Origin of the sequence: Porphyromonas bobii (genome assembly GCF_943169685.1) — a bacterium.
Taxonomy (GTDB): Bacteria; Bacteroidota; Bacteroidia; order Bacteroidales; family Porphyromonadaceae; genus Porphyromonas; species Porphyromonas pasteri.
Map to the genome: position 1 here is coordinate 26,085 of NZ_CALPBU010000003.1, position 17,065 is coordinate 43,149.

The window sequence follows — 17,065 nt, forward strand, 5'->3', positions numbered from 1 at the left end:
GCGGTGCTAATGGAAGTGGTCCCTAAAGGTAGCAACTTTATAGAAAAAAAAAAAAAATACCCCCCTTAAACGCTTGTGAAACACCGCTATTATACGTCCTCTCCCCGCCCTTCTGCAGTAGACGAGCGGGCGACAGCGGAGCTGCCTGAGCGAGGTAGATCCTATGGGTGAGATCGTATAGGATAGCCCAGATACAGCAAGCCCCCAGCAGGCACCACGAGGACGGCTGCTGGGGGCTTTGCCTTAGCGGGAGTGACCCAAGAATGGTAGCGGCAGGGCGCTACATGCGGGAGCGGAGCTCTTGGGCACTCTTGCGCTCGGACTTGCCTTGGATGGGAGCACCGAAGGAGTAGGTCACACCGAGACTGCAGTAGAAGGGACTATTCTCATTCTCGATGTTCATCTGATAGTCGGGTGTCGTGACGTCCAGACGGAGATTATTGCGCAGGAGGTTGTAGGCATCAACTGCCACGCGAAGCTTCCCCTGAAGGAGCGTGTAGGATAGGCCTGCTCCGCCAGAGAAGATGTGACCTGCATGGAAGCCCCAATCGTAGCCAGGTGTCCGATAGTAGAAGGAGCAGGTCCCCTGGAAGGTCTTACTACGATTGAAGAAGAAGGTATTGTTGAGACTGACATGATAGCTCAAGCCTGATCCCCCGTAGAGCGAAGTGGACTCAGGGCCGATCTTCATATCGGAGTACCAGAGACGCTGGGAGATGTAGGTCTGGAAGAAGCTGACCTTATTGAAGAAGAAGCCATTCTCCAGACCGAAGGTCCAGGTCTTCTCGGCATTGTCATGCGTGTAGCTCGCTTGGTTCGTCACGGGATCGAGGCGCAGGACCTGCGTGATACCATCCCAGAGATAGCCGCCATCGAGCTGGAAGTTCAGCGCCCCAAGGAAGGTATAGCCGAGGGCGAGCTGGGCACGCTTGGCAGCACGCAGATCTTCTTTCCCTCGCATGATGCTGTACTGGTTCTCGTAGTCAGCAAACGGGGAGAGTTGGCCGAAGTGAGGGCGATTGAGGCGGACAGTACCATTGAGGCTGAAGGCATGGCGGTCGTTGGGGTTGTAGCCTAAGAAGAGCGTGGGGAAGACGTTGAGATAGCTCTTGAGGTGCTCCAGACGACGGCCGTTATTTTCTCCTGCCGTATGGGTGTACTCCATACGAAGACCCGTGCGGAGATTCCACTTGTCGGAGAGCGGATGCTTGAAGTCAGCATAGAGCGCATAGACATGTTCGTCGAAGGTGATCTTGTCGTGACGCTCACCCATGGAGCTCTTGGCATCGTAGTCGCTTCGGTTGGAGGTGCGGGTCCACGTCCCCTTAGCTCCAAAGCCCAGCGTCCCCTTACCGAGAGGCTCAGTATAGTCCAGGCTCGTGATGTAGGAGTCGGTGTGCTGATCGGTCAGCGCATCGAAGTGGAAGTCCGATCCTGGGATGGGAGTACCATTAGGCATCAAGCCACGAGAGGAGAAGTTACGCCCCACTTGGCTTCGGTAGCCTACATAGTCGGCATCCCACGAGAGACGACGCTGGGGAGCAGACTTGAAGGTCTTCTCCAGGTGAACGTTCGCCGTAGTATAGTGACTCTTGTCGGTATTGTCGGCAACGCCAGGGAGGAGGCGTAGGAGTTCACGCTCACCACTGGGGAGGATGCGATAGTCTCGGCTATCATTCACTCGATGCGTATTACCCTTATTCCGGCTGTAGGAGACATTACCCCCCACCGAGAACTCTGAGGTGAAGGCGTAGTCCAGCCCTGCACGGAGGTTAAGGTTGAAGTGAGGACTTGCCCCCTCGTGCGTCGTTTCACTTGCATGATAGGTACCCTGCTTAGGATAGGTACGGTAGGTCCCAAGATAGCCATCGTAGTTCAGCCTACCTCCTCCGAGCTGGAGGGAAGCGGAGACCTTGTCATTCTTGTAGTTGAGGTTGGTATTGAGGGAATACATCGTCCTCTCCTTTTTTAATTCCAAAAGCGGGGAGATACTTCCCCCGAAGAAGTCATTCTTGGCCTTCTTGAGGATGAGATTCAGCACACCAGCATTCCCCTCGGCTTCGTACTTAGCTGGTGGTGTGGTCAGGATCTGTATCTCCTGAAGGTCGGACTGTGGATAGGAGCGTAGGAGGCTGATAAGTGCTGCCCCCGAGAGACGCACACGCTTATCGTTGACGAGGATGATCACCCCACCCTTACCGATGAGGCTGACTCCATCGTCGGAGACATTCACCCCAGGGGTCTGCCGTAGGACATCCAGAACCGAGCTGGCAGCAGGAGCGATCTGCGTAGCGTCGAAGACCAGGCGGTCGGTCTTGCGCAGCATGATCGGGCGGCGCCCTGTGACTTGGACAGCGGAGAGCTCTTTGGTCTCTTCGGTGAGGAGGAGTTCGCCGAGGTCAAGAGCACCAGCGATGGTGAGCGTCTGATGATAGGGTCGGTAGCCCAGCGCACGCACCTCGAGAAGGAAGGTGCCCTCGGGAGCCTCCAAGCGGAAAGCCCCGTGCTCGTCACTGGTCGTCCCTACGACGAGGCTACTATCAGCGGGATGGCGCAGGAGGACGTTAGCAAAGTCCACGGGCGTGCGGTCAGTCGTCTTCTTTAAGGTGCCCTGTACAGCGACGGTCGTCTGCGCGAGAAGGCTACCAGAAGATAGCGCAAAGGCGACTAAGAGCAAGTGAATGTGTTTCATACCATGAGGTACGGTGCTAATGGAAGTAGTCCCCAAAGGTAGCGACTTTATAAAAAACAACCCCATAAACACCTGCGAAACACCGCTATTATACGTCCTCTCCCCGCCCTTCTGCAGTAGACGAACGAGCGACAGTGGAGCTGCCTGAGCGAGGCTGATCCCATGGGTGAGATCGTATAGGATAGCCCAGATCCCCGATATACCTCTCCGAAGTGATACGCAAGCCCGTGGCCTTATCACGAGTATTCCTCTTATCCAGCGGAGAGAAAAGTGTCCTTCTCGTGAAGGAAAAAGCACCTTCACGTAGTGGTTTTCCTCTGTCTATGTACGTAGTCTTAAAGACCAAGCACGCAAATCCAAATATCCACGTACGTAGATATTAGAGCCACGTACGTAGTCCAAACTTATCTACCACTCGTCCGCAACTTTTATCCCTACGCGGAGCGACAACCTAATACAGGAATCAAGAGAAAGCTATACGGAATCAGTCCAAAGCTATATAGCTTTCTTCGCCATCCTATATAGCTCTACCCACGTACTCATATAGGTCAGCCCGTCGACCAATATAGGTTCACCCCACCCCTCCTACAAGGAGCATATCCACCCATACGCTCCTCCCCCAAGAAATCACAGCGAAGACGAGGCGCTTACGATGGGAGAAGGCCCCCGCCTGCTCTGTGGGGAAGGCCTGACCCAAGAGAGCATGCAGACTTTTAGTATCTTTGTCCTATCTGATCAGATTCGATGCAAGCTATAGGCCAGCTACACCATATATATAAGACCCTTGGTATGACCTACCGCCTCCTCCTCGTGGCGGTGGTGTGTCTGTGTGCCTATATGACGGGCGTCGCTGAGACGCCTCAGCCCCAGCATGACAAGACCTTCGGCCTCCCCCTTACCCTCTCACAGAGCGCTCAGATCAGCTATCTGGCTGCCCAGCCCAGCGCCGAAGACTCTTACACCCTCTACGGCCATGCAGGCCTACGCGTATGGGATGCAGAGCAGGGGATCGATGTGACCTTCAACTACGGTATCTTCAACTTTACCGACGACTTCTCCCTGCGCTTCACTCAGGGCAAGACCGACTACATCGTCCTACCCATAGCGACCAGTGACTACATAAGCGAGTATCAGAGCCGTGGTGTCATCCGCGAGCTGGTACTCAATACCGACAGCACACAGCGTGCCCACCTCTGGAGACTCCTCATCGAGAATGCACAGCCCGAGAACCGCACGTACCGATACAATGCCTTCCGCAACAACTGCAGTACGCGCCCGCTGGATCTCTACTTCGCGACCTTGACGGACTTCGGCAAGCTCGACGAGCGCGGGAGTCAGCTGACCTTCGTGCTGGACAGCGTGCCTGGCATCACGCCACTCCCCGACAAGACTTGGCGCGAGGCGATCAACGAGCTGGAGGCCTCCTCCCCCTGGCTGGTGCTGGGGACAGATCTCGCGATGGGCCCCGAGCTGGACGAGAAGATGAGTATCCGCGACCGCTTCTTTATCCCTATGGAGGCCGCACGCCTGCTCCCCCACCTCGCTATGGGCATCGTCACCCCTGACCAAGAGATCTGGGGACGCCCCATCCAGCAGACGCTGGAGTATGGCGAGCCACGTCCTATCGCACCCGCAGGCCTCAGCGTGACCCATCCCCTCGTCATCTTCTCCCTCATCCTCCTGCTCTCTATCGGGGTCTTCATCTGGCGCTGGCTCAGAAAGCCCGTCGCTGGAGTCATCGAATTCAGCCTCTATCTCGCAGCAGGCCTCGGGGGGACGCTCCTCTGCTACCTCAGCTTCATCTCTGAGCATCCGATGGTATCGCCGAACTTCAATCTCCTCGCGCTCCATCCGCTCTACCTCATCATAGCACTCCTGATGCCCGCTGGGCAGCGTACACGCCGTGTGCGCACAGTCCTGCATACCGTCTGTCTCGTGCTACTCATCGCCTTCCCCATCGTGAGCCTCATCGCAGGGCAGGTGATCAACCCGAGCGTCTATCTGATCGCTCTCAGCCTCGGTCTCCTTTCGCTGGGGCGTCTCCTTCACAAGCCTATATCTCATAAGTATGTCCAAGAGCCCACTGGAGCAGCGTAGCATGCGCTACCTACTGACCTCACTGCTGGCCCTTGTGGCACTCCAGCAGCCGCTGCAGGCGGGGGACCTCCCTCGTGTAGTCGTCTATATCACCATCGAGGATCTCCGTGGTGACTACCTCGAGCAGCTACGCCCACTCTTCACTGAGGACGGCTTAGGCCGTATGCTCTCCGAGGGGAAGATCTACCCGCATGTCCGCTTCCCTCTGGCGGAGCTGGACCGCGCCTCGGCCACGGCTACCCTGCATACGGGGGCCTATCCTCAAACGCACGGCATCGAGCGCACGACGCTTTGGAGCAAGAAGGAGCATGCCTGGCGCTCGGTCTTCTATGACCCCAGCGTCACGGGGAGCTACACCCGCGATACCTATTCGCCCAAGGCACTCTTAGTCAATACCCTTGGCGACCGCATCAAGGAGGCCTCCTCGGGTGCAGGCTTGGTCTATGCCATCGCCTCGGACGCCGAGACCGCTATCGCCTCGGGCGGGTGGTTTGCCAACGGTGCCTTCTGGCTCGACAGCAAGATCGCCTCATGGGCCAGCTCGAGCTACTACGAGGCGATGCCCAAGAGCCTCGAGGCCTACAACCGCTCCGCCGAAGGGCCTAATAAGCGCCTCGTCGGGGGGCAGATGGCATGGAGTCCGCTCCGTAGCTACAGCTCACCCTCTCGCACCTGGTCCGACTGGGGTGGTCGCTTCACGCACCGCTATCAGGGACATCAGGCAGCGGACTTCAAGCGCAGCGCTCTGGCCAACGAAGAGGTCACGAGCCTTGCACTACGTCTACTCGACCAAGGGGGCTATGCCGAGAGCAAGTCGCCTGGTATGCTGGCCCTCTCGTACAGCCTTGACGTCGCACCACGCGAAGCTCAGGGTGAGCTGACCAGCGAAGAGGTAGACGCCTACGTACGACTTGACAAGAATATCCAAGCCCTCCTGCAGGAGCTCCGTCGTAAGTTCGGCGAAGGCAACTACCTGCTCGCCCTCTCGGGTACGGGCTATACCCACTATCGCCGTCCACGACTTCGCGGTGCTGAGGCCCGCTACGGGCAGTTCAGCGCCAAGAAGGGTGCTGCACTGCTCAACCTCTATCTCTCCGCCCTCTACGGTCAGGGGAGCTGGGTAGAGCGCCTCGCCGATGGACGCGTGTACCTCAATAGGAAGCTCGCCGAGACGAAGCGTATCGCACTCTCCGAGCTCCAGGATAAGTCGGCCGCCTTCCTCGAGGAAATGGAGGGCATCGGTATGGCTGTCGCTGGCGAGCGTCTGGTCACCCAGTCCTCTCTGAGCGATGCCGCCCGAGCACTTCGCCGCTCGATCCACGTCCGCCATATAGCCGACGTCTACTGGACCCTCACGCCCGGATGGGAGGTCGAGGATCCTGCAGACAGCCCCAACCTGTGGCTTCACTCCACAGCCATCAGCAGTCCCTGCATCCTCCTCGGAGCAGGGATCACGGCACGTGACTTCGACTACCCTATCGTCGAAGCCCCCGACGTAGCCAAGGCCATCGCCTACGTCCTCCGCATCCGCCCGCCGAACGCCGCACGATAGCGCACCCCGAGTATAGGGTCTCCGATACCACATCGCCCTATACATTTAATATATATGTAGGGAGTACCCTTCCCCGCTATCACAGCCCTAAGGAAGCCCTCCCACTCCATCATACAAGAAGAAATAAAACAAGATATATGGGATTCATAGACCTATTGTCGAAGCTATTCGGCAACAAATCACAGCGTGACCTCAAGGAGATCACGCCTTGGGTAGAGCGCGTCAAGGCCGTCTACCCCGAGATCGATGCACTGTCTGACGACGACCTGCGTGCCCGCACCGCCTCGCTCCGTCAGCGTATCAACGACTACGTAGCCAGCGAACGTGCTGAGGTAGAAGAACTCAAGGCCAGCGTCGAAGGCAAGGAGCTCGATGAGCGCGAAGCTATCTGGGCCAAGGTAGACAAGCTCGAGAAGGAGATCCTCGACAAGCTCGAGATCGTCCTCGACGAAGTCCACCCCGAGGCCTTCGCCATCGTCAAGAGCACGGGTCGCCGCTTCGCTGAGAACGCCGAGATCCGCGTCAAGGCTACGGACTTTGACCGCGACCTCAGCGTCAGCCACGACTTCGTCCGCATCGAGGACGATATGGCCATCTATCAGAACCACTGGCTCGCTGGTGGCAATGAGATCACCTGGGACATGGTGCACTACGACGTGCAGCTCTTCGGGGGTACCGTCCTGCACAAGGGTAAGATCGCCGAGATGGCTACGGGTGAAGGTAAGACTCTCGTCGCTACGCTTCCCGTCTTCCTCAACGCCCTCACGGGTAATGGTGTCCACGTCGTCACGGTGAATGACTACCTCTCCAAGCGTGACTCGGAGTGGATGGGCCCGCTATACATGTTCCACGGCCTCAGCGTAGACTGTATCGACAAGCACCGCCCCAATACCCCCGAGCGTCGTGCAGCATACAACGCTGACATCACCTTCGGGACGAACAACGAGTTCGGCTTCGACTACCTGCGCGATAATATGGCTACCAGCCCCGAAGACCTCGTGCAGCGCCGTCACAACTACGCTATCGTCGACGAAGTAGACTCCGTCCTCATCGACGATGCCCGTACGCCTCTCATCATCTCAGGCCCTGTGCCCAAGGGTGACGATCAGCTCTTCGAGCAGTTCCTCCCCAACGTAGAGACCGTCGTCGATGCGCAGCGCAAGCTCTGCCAGCAGCTCCTCATCGACGCTAAGAAGAAGATCTCTTCGTCAGACAAGAAGGAGCAGGAAGAAGGCTTCTTCCTCCTCTTCCGTACCTACAAGGGTATGCCTAAGAGCAAGCCCCTCATCAAGTACCTCAGCGAACCTGGTATCAAGGCCGGTATGCTCAAGGTCGAGGAAGAGTACATGGCCGACAACATGCGTCAGATGCACCTCGTCACCGACGAGCTCTACTTCGTCATCGACGAGAAGCACAATAGCATCGAGCTCTCCGACAAGGGTATCGACCTCCTGACGCGCGGTACAGATGACCCCACCTTCTTCATCCTCCCCGACATCGCCAGCCTCCTGGCTGACCTGTCGAACCAAGGTCTCACCACCGAGGAGCTCGCCGAGCGCAAGGAAGCCCTCCTCTCCGACTACGCTATCAAGAGCGAGCGCGTACACACCGTGAACCAGCTCCTCAAGGCCTATGCCCTCTTCGAGAAGGATGACCAGTATGTCGTCATGGACAACAAGGTCATGATCGTCGACGAGCAGACGGGGCGTATCATGGACGGCCGTCGCTACTCCGACGGCCTGCACCAGGCTATCGAAGCTAAGGAGCGCGTCCACGTCGAGGCTGCTACCCAGACCTTCGCCACCATCACGCTGCAGAACTACTTCCGTATGTACCACAAGCTCTCTGGTATGACGGGTACGGCAGAGACCGAGGCAGGCGAACTCTGGGACATCTACAAGCTCGACGTCGTCGTCATCCCTACGAACCGCCCCATCGCTCGCCATGACCTCAACGACCGCATCTACAAGACGGCTCGTGAGAAGTATGCAGCAGTCATCGAGGAGATCGTCCGCCTCGTAGGCGAAGGCCGCCCCGTACTCGTCGGTACGACCTCCGTCGAGATCTCGCAGCTCCTGAGCAAGATGCTTGACCTGCGTAAGATCCCCCACAACGTCCTCAACGCTAAGCTCCACCAGAAGGAAGCTGAGATCGTAGCTCAGGCAGGTAAGCCCGGCGTCGTCACCATCGCCACCAACATGGCTGGTCGTGGTACCGACATCAAGCTGACGCCCGAGGTCAAGGCAGCTGGTGGTCTCGCCATCCTCGGTACCGAGCGTCACGAGTCTCGCCGTGTCGACCGCCAGCTCCGTGGTCGTGCAGGTCGTCAGGGTGACCCAGGTTCATCCGTCTTCTTCGTATCGCTCGAAGACCACCTGATGCGCCTCTTCGCCTCAGACCGTCTTGCCGCTATGATGGATAAGATGGGCTTCGAGGAAGGTGAAGTACTCGAGCACAGCATGCTCAACAAGGCTGTCGAGCGCGCCCAGAAGAAGGTCGAGGAAAACAACTTCGGTATCCGTAAGCGCCTCCTCGAGTACGATGACGTGATGAACTCCCAGCGTGAGGTCATCTACAAGCGTCGTCGCCACGCCCTCATGGGTGAGCGTATCGAGATGGACGTCATGAACACGCTCTACGATGCTGGACGCCTGCTCATCGACACGCACCAGCCTGCCGAAGACTTCGAGGGCTTCACGACAGACATTATGCGTACCTTCGCTATGGAGTCTCCCTTCGACGAGCAGACCTTCCGCCGCACCAAGGCTGATGACCTCGCCGACCAGCTCTACGAAGCAGTAGAATCGACCTTTATGGCTCGCGCTAAGCAGATCGCCGACATCGCTTATCCTACGCTTCATCAGGTCTTCACTGAGCAGGGTCACGTCTATGAGCGCATCATGATCCCTCTGACCGACGGACGTATGGCCTACAATGTCAGCTGTAACCTCCGCGAAGCTGATGAGAGTGAAGGTCGCACGATCATGCGTGAGTTCGAGAAGGCTATCGTCCTGCATATCATCGACGAAGCTTGGAAGGAACACCTACGTGAGATGGATGAGCTGCGTAACTCTGTGCAGAACGCCAGCTACGAAAACAAGGATCCTCTCCTCGTCTACAAGCTCGAGTCCTACGAGCTCTTCCGTGCGATGATCGAAGATATGAACCGCAAGACGGCCTCCGTCCTCATGCGTGTCCGACTCAACATCGCTCCTCCCGAGGAAGAAGCTCCCCGTCAGGTAGAGATCCGCGAAGCTGCCCCTGAGGTACAGCGCCCTGCGCCCCAGTACCACGAGCAGCGTCACGAAGTCGGTAGCCCCGAGGACCGCGAAGAGCAGCGCCGTACGCCTGCTCAGGCAGCCCACACAATCGGCCGCAACGACCTCTGTCCCTGCGGTAGCGGTAAGAAGTTCAAGCACTGCCACGGCAAGGGCTTCTAAGCACTAAGGTCCCTACACCTTATATATAAGCTCGCCCCCAGCTCCCGATCGGGAGTTGGGGGCGAGCTTCTTTTTTGAGGCATTCCCCACTCATCTCTAAGTGCTATTCGTGCCTTGTGAGTAAGGCTTGTTGATAGTGTACCACGAAAAAACGTATCTTTGGAATGCTTTGTACACACACAAAAAGGACAATTAGAATGAAGAACTTCGATATAGCCATCATCGGTGGCGGTCCTGCTGGCTACAATGCCGCAGCGAATGCTTCAGCCAACGGCCTTCAAGTAGTACTCTTTGAACACACAGCCCTCGGAGGCGTCTGCCTCAATGAAGGGTGCATACCAACGAAGACCCTACTCCACTCGGCCAACCTCCTCGACGAAATGCGCGAAAGCGCTGCTTATGGTATCCATGTAGAGGGAGCTATCTCCGCCAACTACGCAGAGATCATTGCCCGCAAGGATAAGATCGTCAAGACCCTTACCGGAGGTGTCTCCTACAAGCTCAAGGGTGCTGGTGTCACGGTCGTCTCCAAGACTGCTCGCCTCACGGGCGAAGAGGGAGACCGCATCTTAGTCGCTACAGACGACGAGACCTATGCCGTGAGCTACGTCCTCCTTGCTACTGGTAGTGAGACTGCCATCCCTCCCATCCCTGGCCTCAGCGAAGTCGGCTACTGGACGAGCCGCGAGGCCCTCAGTGCCACGACACTCCCCAAGGACATCACGATCATCGGTGGTGGGGTCATCGGTATGGAGTTCGCTGGTATCTATACCTCCCTCGGTGTCCCCGTACGTGTCATCGAGATGGCTCCCGAGATCCTCGGCGCTATGGACAGCGAGACCTCGGGCATGCTTCGCAAGGAGTATGCACGACGTGGTATTCAGTTCTACCTCGAGACGAAGGTCACAGCAGTATCTGCTGAGGGCGTAAGCATCGAGACGAAGGACGGGAAGACCGAAATCCTCCCCACCTCGCAGATCCTTCTGAGCGTCGGCCGTCGTCCCGTGACGGATGGCTTAGGCCTTGAGACACTCTCTATCCAGATGAACCGCGCAGCCGTAGTAGTGAACGAGTACATGCAGACCTCCCACCCCCGCGTCTATGCCGCTGGTGATATCACAGGCTTCTCCATGCTTGCTCATACCGCTATCCGTGAGGGTGAGGTCGCTATCAACCATATCGTAGGTGGTAGTGATGACCGCATGCGCTACGACTCTGTACCTGCTGTCGTCTACATGCACCCCGAGATCGCAGGTGTCGGGGCTACCGAAGAGAAGCTCCGTGCCGAAGGCCGCTACTACCGCGTGCTCAAGCTCCCCATGGCCTATGCAGGACGCTACGTCGTAGAGAACGAGCAAGCCCCTGGGCTGTGTAAGGTCCTTGTCGACGAGAATGACACCATCCTCGGCTGCCACATCTTAGGGAATCCCGCATCGGAGCTCATCCTCCTGGCTGGTATTGCCGTCACCGACCGCTCCAGCATCGAGGACTTCCGACGCCACATCTTCCCCCACCCCACAGCAGGGGAGATCCTCCACGAGGTCCTCTTCTCCTAAGAGCGGCCTACCCACTCCATAGATATAATAGACACATCATATAAGCTAAATCTCATGGCGACATTCGATATCAAGATGCCCAAGATGGGCGAGAGCGTAACCGAGTGTACGATCACCGTCCTCAACGTGAAGGTAGGGGACTACATCGAGGAGGACACAGACCTCTTCGAGATCACTTCTGCCAAGACGGCCGCTACGATCCCCTCCCCCGTAGCTGGTACGATCGTCAAGATCAACTATGGCGAAGGCGACACCGTCGCTGTCGGTGAGCCCGTCATCATCGTCGACACCTCGGGTCAGGCAGTAGCTCCTGCCACCCCAGCACCCGCAGCTGAGAAGGAAGCACCTGCTCCTGCTGCTGCCCCCACCCCATCCATTCCCGTCACCGAAGTTCATCGTGGCACGGTAGAGCGCTGGTACTCACCAGTCGTCCTCGAGCGTGCTAAGGCCGCTAAGGTAAGTCAGGAAGAGCTGGATAAGATCCAAGGCACGGGCTTTGGTGGTCGCGTCAGCAAGGCCGACATCGTCCGCTACATCGAGCAGAAGAAGGGGGCACCCGCTCCTACTCCTCGTGCAGAGCGCGCTGCAGCTCCAGCTCCCGCATCCGCCCCTCGTCCTCAGGTCGCAGCTCCCGCTGTGCCCGTTGGTCCCGATGACCGCGTGATCCCTATGGATCCTATCCGCCGTATCATCGCTGACCGCATGGTACAGTCGGTACAGGTAGCTCCTCACGTAACGAGCTTCCTCAAGGCCGATATCACGGATCTGGTGAAGTGGCGCGAAGCAGAGAAGGACAACTTCAAGAAGCGCGAAGGCTACTCACTGACGTACATGTCTCCCGTCATCGAAGCGGTAGCTCGTGCACTGAAGGACTTCCCCCGCATCAATGCAGCTGTCGATGGGTACAACATCATCGAGCGTAAGCACGTCAACGTCGGTATGGCTGTAGCCCTGCCCGATGGCAATCTCGTCGTGCCCGTCATCCGTGATGCCGACAAGCTGAGTCTGGCTGGTATCGCTGAGCAGGTAGCTCGCCTTGCAGACAAGAGCCGCAAGGGTCAGCTCACGCCAGACGAAATGTCCGGTGGTACGTTCACGATCTCGAACTACGGCTCCTCGGGCACGCTCTTCGGTACGCCGATCATCAACCAGCCTGAGTCCGCTATCCTCGGTATCGGGGCTATCGAAAAGGAACCCACGATCCTCGAGACGCCTGCTGGTGACGTCATCGCCGTCCGCCATAAGATCTATCTCTCCTTCTCCTATGACCACCGTATCATCGATGGTATGCTCGGCGGCGCCTTCCTGCAGGCTGTAGCACGCTACCTCGAAGAATGGAAGACTAACAACGCATAACTATGAGCTCAGTAAAGAAGATATATGGGATCAAGACCACCGACAAGGAGACCCTTCGTCGCTGGTACTACCTCCTCTACCTCGGCCGCTGCCTTGATGAAAAGGCGCCCAGCTACCTGCTACAGTCTATCGGGTGGCAGTTCCACGCCTCCAACGCTGGCCACGATGGTATCCAGCTCGCTATCGGACAGATCTTCCAGCGAGGCAAGGACCATCTCTTCCTCTACTACCGTGACCTGCTGGCAGCCCTGTCGGCTGGTATGACGGTCGAGGAGATGATCCTCAACGGTATCTCTAAGGCTACCGACCCCACGAGTGGCGGCCGACACATGTCTGACCACTACGCTAAGGTCGAATGGGGTATCCACAACATCTCCTCCTGCGTCGCTGCACATGACTCTCAGGCTGTAGGTCTGGCACGTGCTCTCGACTACTATGGCGTAGACGGTGTGGCTATCGCTTCGCACGGGGAATCCTCCGCTTCCGAAGGCTACGTCTTCGAAGCCATCAACGGTGCAGCACGTGAGCGCCTCCCAGTCATCTTCGTCCTCCAGGGCAATGGCTATGGCATCTCCGTGCCTACGCACGAGCAGACGGCTAACCCACGCGTCGGGCAGAACTACGCTGGTATCCGCCATCTCAAGGTCCTCTTCTGTAATGGTAAGGACGTCTTTGACTCCATGAACACCATGGAGGCTGCACGTGAGTACGCAGTCAAGCACCGCACGCCTGTCGTCGTCACGGCAGACTGCGTACGTATCGGCGCACACTCCAACTCGGATAAGCACACGCTCTACCGCAGCGAAGAAGAGCTGCAGCGCGCTCAGGCAGCAGACCCGCTACCGAAGTTCCGCCGTATGCTCCTGCGCTACCATCGCTTCACCGAAGAAGAGCTACAGGCTATCGAAGCAGAAGCACGCGAAGAGCTGAAGGTCGCTAACCGCAATGCTCTCAAGGCACCAGATCCCACGGCTGATACGGTCATGGAGTACGTCATCGGCGAAGCTTACCCTGGCGACAAGTACGGCACGGGTATCCCCGATGGTTCGGGCGAGAAGCTCACACTGGTACAAGCTCTCAACAAGACCCTCAAGCAGGAGTTCCGTCACAATCCCGACACCTTCCTCTGGGGTCAGGACGTCGCTAACAAGGATAAGGGTGGCGTCTTCAACGTGACGAAGGGGATGCTTCAGGAGTTCGGCAACAAGCGTATCTTCAACGCTCCTATCGCAGAAGACTACATCGTCGGTACGGCGAACGGTATGAGCCGCTTCAGCGACAAGATCCGTATCGTCATCGAAGGGGCTGAGTTCTCCGACTACTTCTGGCCTGCTATGGAGCAGTTCGTGAACTCCACACACGACTTCTGGCGCAGCAATGGGCAGTACTCTCCCAATATCACCATCCGCCTCTCTACGGGTGGCTATATCCAAGGTGGTCTGTACCACTCGCAGAGTGTCGAAGGTGTCCTGACGACCTTCCCTGGTGCTCGCGTAGTTTATCCTTGCTTCTCGGACGACGCTGCTGGGCTTCTCCGTACGGCGATGCGCTCACGCGGTGTCACGGTCTTCCTCGAGCCCAAAGCACAGTACAATAGTGCTGAGTCTGCCTCCGTCATCCCCGAAGACTTCGAAGTACCCTTCGGCAAGGCACGTATCCGCCGCGAAGGGACGGATGCTACGCTCATCACCTACGGGAATACGCTTCACTTCGCTCTCAATGTCGCTGAGCGCATCCAGAAAGACCTCGGCAAGAGCATCGAAGTCATCGACCTTCGCTCGCTCGTACCCTGGGACGAAGAGACCGTCTATGCCTCTATCCGCAAGACGTCCAAGGCGCTCATCGTACACGAAGACCGCGTCTTCGGTGGCTTCGGTGCAGAGCTCGCGGCTTCGATCGCCAAGAAGGCCTTCCGTGATCTGGATGCCCCCATCTTCCGTGTCGGGGCACTCTCCACGCCCGTAGGCTTCCACAAGTGCTTTGAGCTGACGACCCTGCCCAGCGAAGACAAGATCTACGCCGCAGCTAAGGAGCTCATCGAATACTAACCCCAAAAGCAACGACAATATGAAGACTATAGGACTGCTCTACAGCAAGAGCACAGCCTACACCGCCGAGCTGGGAGAGCGTATCGCTGCAGCCTGGGGGAAAGGGATCGAATATGTAGACATCGACACGGCGCATCTGGCTGACGTCGAGAAGCACGCAGCTCTCATCCTCGGTACGCCTACCTACTTCAACGGCGAGCTGCCTTCGGCTTGGGACGAATTCCTTCCCGAGATCGAGGACGCTGACTTCACCGGCAAGCGCGTAGCTATCTACGGCCCCGGCAATCAGGTAGAGACCCCCGTCAGCTTTGCTGATGGCGTGGGTATCCTCGCCAGGTACTTCGAAGAGCTGGGTGCTGAAGTCGTCGGCCGCACGTCACGCGAAGGCTACGAGTACGAGCATTCACTCGCCGAGTGCGGTGATCAGTTCGTCGGCCTCATCGTCGATCCCACGAATCAGCCTGAGCTTACCGACGCCCGCCTCACCGCTTGGATCAAGCAGGTCAAGAAGGAATTTGGCGTAAAGTAAGGCGCACGTAGAGGCCACGCCTCTATTTGCTATCCATCGCAAGTCCGCCCCCTCAGCGCACCCACGACAGTGGTGCAGCGTCTGAGGGGGTGGACTTTTCTATTCGGCCCTATGCGCTCAGCGAACGAAGGGGCTTATTTCACGGCAAAAAGTAGCCGAGTCGAGGGAGCAAAAGGAATGTGATCCATCCTCTCACCATCGCTACTGCACGGACGGAACTACTGAAGGCGGTGAGAAAAGGTACTTGACTTCGCGTGCTTTCCTCCTTGAGTTTGCAGCAGAAAATACGGTTAACTTCAAAAAATCAACCGTATGAATGCGCACATTTATACGTATCAACCTGCAAATTTATACGTATTAATTTTCGGATTTATACGTATTAATCGCCGAAATAATATGTATTAATTCTCGCATTAATACGTATAAATTGCCACAAAGCTATTTAAGAATTGTCGGCATCTTCCTCATGAAGACGCACGAACTTCAGGAAGAAACTTCGCCCACGCAAGTACCTTTGCTTGGTTAGCTGAGCTGTTTCGGCTAAGTTTGCACCGCAGTCAAGGCGCCATCCCGCTTTGGAAAGTACTCACGCAAAAGCAATTTCACTTGAAACAATTATACACTCTCGCCGTCGTCCTCCTCACAGCACTCACCGAATGCCTTGGGCAAACGGTCTGGTATGACCCGATGCAGACCAGCGGGGAGACTTATATCCACAACCAAGGCTGGAATGAAGACGGCGGCAACTACCACCGCTTCCCCGATCGCGCCAAGGGCTTGGTGCGGGAAAAGGTATGGGAGCACGCCTGCCAATCAGCAGGCTTGGCCATCCGCTTCAGCACGGATGCACGAGAGGTCAGCGTGCGCTACGTGGTCTCACAACCTCAGAGCATGCCACACATGCCCGCTACCGGCGTGTCGGGTGTCGACCTCTATCGCGCCGATGACATGGCTTTTTGCTTCGGGAGCTATAGCTTCGGCGATACCATTCGCTACAACTACACGCTTGACAAAGGGGTAGCGGTCGGGCGCGAAGCCGAATACGTCCTCTACCTACCGCTCTACAACGAGGTCACTTGTCTGGAGATCGGTGTACCGAAGGCAAGTCGATTCGCCTTTGTTCCCACGGTCAAGAAAGATCCCATCGTCCTCTACGGCACTTCGATAGCCCAAGGCGCCTGCGCTTCCCGCCCTGGCATGGCTTGGGCGAATATCGTGGGGCGACAAATTGAGTGCCCCTTCATCAACCTCGGCTTCTCGGGCAACGGGAAGCTGGAGAGCGAGATCATTGACCTAATATGTGAGCAGCGCCCTTCGATCGTGATACTCGACTGCATGCCGAATATGGGGGCCATCGAGAGTGACGAGATCATCAAGCGCATGAAGGAAGCTGTCCGCCGTATCAGCAAGATCCCTGGGGTCGTGATCCTCCTTGTGGAGCACGCAGGCAATAGCAATGCCCTCACCTCCGAAGCCCAAGGCAGGGAGAGTGCACGCTGCAATGCGGCTCAGCAAATAGCCTATGCGCAGCTCCAAGAGGAAGGCGTGAAGAACCTCTTCTACCTCTCGCGAGAAGAACTCGGCTTAGCACCCAATGCTTGGGTGGACTACGTGCACCCTTCGGACTACGGCATGGCGCAGTACGCCTCGGCTATCGTCAAGAAGCTATGGGAGATCATCGTCCTCGCGCAGTGGACTCCGATGGAGAGCCGTTAGTATCCTCCGCTCGGAAGCCCTTTTCTGAAGGCATCACTCACGGTGCATGGGGGCTTTTTAGTACCTTTGGGGCGAGATA

Annotated in this window: 9 protein-coding genes; 8 read left to right on the plus strand and 1 reads right to left on the minus strand. The window is 57.3% G+C overall.

From position 1 onward, the window contains the following. Nucleotides 1-280: 280 nt before the first annotated feature. On the minus strand, nt 281-2,692 hold the full coding sequence (locus KO088_RS03965) for a TonB-dependent receptor (RefSeq protein ID WP_251419790.1): 2,412 nt from the start codon (nt 2,690-2,692) through the stop codon (nt 281-283). Between the two features lie 789 nt (nt 2,693-3,481). Between KO088_RS03965 and KO088_RS03970 the strand changes: the two genes are divergently transcribed. The 8 genes from KO088_RS03970 to KO088_RS04005 all read left to right on the plus strand — a co-directional run bounded on the left by KO088_RS03970 (nt 3,482) and on the right by KO088_RS04005 (nt 16,986). Continuing rightward, complete coding sequence (locus KO088_RS03970; RefSeq protein WP_215493671.1) at nt 3,482-4,789, plus strand: lipoprotein N-acyltransferase Lnb domain-containing protein; 1,308 nt, start codon at nt 3,482-3,484, stop codon at nt 4,787-4,789. Continuing rightward, entirely contained in the window at nt 4,761-6,341 is a 1,581-nt protein-coding gene (locus KO088_RS03975; protein ID WP_251419792.1) for an alkaline phosphatase family protein, read from the plus strand. The genes KO088_RS03970 and KO088_RS03975 overlap by 29 nt, the downstream gene beginning before the upstream one ends. 137 nt (nt 6,342-6,478) lie before the next feature. Continuing rightward, a complete protein-coding gene (gene secA / locus KO088_RS03980) occupies nt 6,479-9,781 on the plus strand; it encodes a preprotein translocase subunit SecA (protein WP_215493672.1) in 3,303 nt (1,100 codons plus the stop codon). A 197-nt stretch (nt 9,782-9,978) separates the two neighbouring features. Beyond that, nucleotides 9,979-11,337 (plus strand): dihydrolipoyl dehydrogenase, encoded by a 1,359-nt coding sequence (lpdA, locus tag KO088_RS03985; RefSeq protein WP_215493673.1) that lies wholly within the window; start codon nt 9,979-9,981, stop codon nt 11,335-11,337. Between the two features lie 54 nt (nt 11,338-11,391). Next, nucleotides 11,392-12,693 carry a dihydrolipoamide acetyltransferase family protein gene (locus KO088_RS03990; RefSeq protein WP_215493674.1) on the plus strand — a complete coding sequence of 434 codons (1,302 nt, stop codon included), beginning with the start codon at nt 11,392-11,394 and terminating at the stop codon, nt 12,691-12,693. Between the two features lie 2 nt (nt 12,694-12,695). Further along, a complete protein-coding gene (locus tag KO088_RS03995) occupies nt 12,696-14,741 on the plus strand; it encodes an alpha-ketoacid dehydrogenase subunit alpha/beta (protein WP_044114549.1) in 2,046 nt (681 codons plus the stop codon). 19 nt (nt 14,742-14,760) lie between these two features. Further along, nucleotides 14,761-15,270, plus strand: a complete 510-nt coding sequence (locus tag KO088_RS04000) for a flavodoxin (RefSeq protein ID WP_215493675.1) — start codon at nt 14,761-14,763, stop codon at nt 15,268-15,270. A gap of 606 nt (nt 15,271-15,876) precedes the next feature. Beyond that, nucleotides 15,877-16,986 (plus strand): SGNH/GDSL hydrolase family protein, encoded by a 1,110-nt coding sequence (locus KO088_RS04005; protein WP_215493676.1) that lies wholly within the window; start codon nt 15,877-15,879, stop codon nt 16,984-16,986. Nucleotides 16,987-17,065: the final 79 nt, after the last annotated feature.